Annotated in this window: 1 protein-coding gene and 1 pseudogene; one reads left to right on the top strand and one right to left on the bottom strand. The window is 58.1% G+C overall.

What is annotated here, in order from left to right; genetic code table 11:
* Window positions 1–243: transposase (locus tag FEV53_RS20330; protein WP_142836113.1), on the bottom strand; the 243-nt coding region annotated here is incomplete at its 3' end.
* Between the two features lie 204 nt (window positions 244–447).
* Between FEV53_RS20330 and FEV53_RS20335 the strand changes: the two are divergent.
* Window positions 448–933, top strand: a pseudogene (locus FEV53_RS20335) (IS5/IS1182 family transposase); the annotation flags it as partial.
* Between the last annotated feature and the right edge of the window lie 14 nt (window positions 934–947).

Consider the following 947-nt stretch of genomic DNA (forward strand, 5'->3'; position numbering starts at 1 on the left):
CTTGTCCAGGGTCAGATCCGAAACAGCCTTGCGCAGCCGCTCATTCTCTTTCTGAAGACGCTTTAGTTCCTTCAATTGGTCCGTGCCCATTCCACCGTACTTTTTCTTCCAGCGGTAGAACGTCTGTTCAGTCACGCCGATCTGGCGGATCGCATCCAGACGCGGCATCCCTTGCCCCGTCAGAACCTCAACCTGCCGTAACTTCGTAACAATCTCTTCTGGCTTTGGTCGCTTGTTTGCCATCTGTTTCCTCCGTTTTCCTAAACATAGCGGAGGACCACTTCAGTGGGGGAAGACCACTACAACGAAAGACGCCCGCACTCATCACATGGGCTCCTGACGCCGGAAGAGGCACATGATAGACGAAACCCGGACCTGAAAGTTGCCGCCTGAAATGGAAACCAATGCTATAGCTTAGCATGGCGGCAAGCTGGTCGAAAATCCAAGACCACCTCTGGTGGCTTCGTCGCCGGCATGCGATCACTGCCGGGCAATCCTTACGACCCTTACGACGGGCACACTCTGCACGCGGCATTGGAACAGGTGGACATCCTGACCGACCGGCGCCGGGACATGGCCTTCGTCAACCGTGGCTGCCGTGGCCACGGCGTTGAAACAGTGAAGGTCTTCATCAGCGGTGCAAGGCGCGGCGTCACCAGGACCATCGCGAAACTGCTGCGACGACGAAGCGCCATCGAACCAATGACGGGCCATATGAAAGCCGACGGACGTCTGACCCGATGCCCACTCAAAGGAACCGAAGGTGATGCCCTTTTCGCGGTCCTCTGCGGCTGCGGTCACAACATCCGCATGATCCTGCGCCACCTGAGGGTCTGTCTGTGCCATTTCATCTGGCTGATCACACTGCTCCGAGGCCTCACCCCCGGCGCCCACCGCCATCAGAGGCCGCAAATCGCCGCCGGAGCCTGTTGATCAGCATGGACTAA

Source organism: Palleronia caenipelagi, assembly GCF_007004065.1.
In the GTDB taxonomy this organism is placed as follows: Bacteria; Pseudomonadota; Alphaproteobacteria; order Rhodobacterales; family Rhodobacteraceae; genus Palleronia; species Palleronia caenipelagi.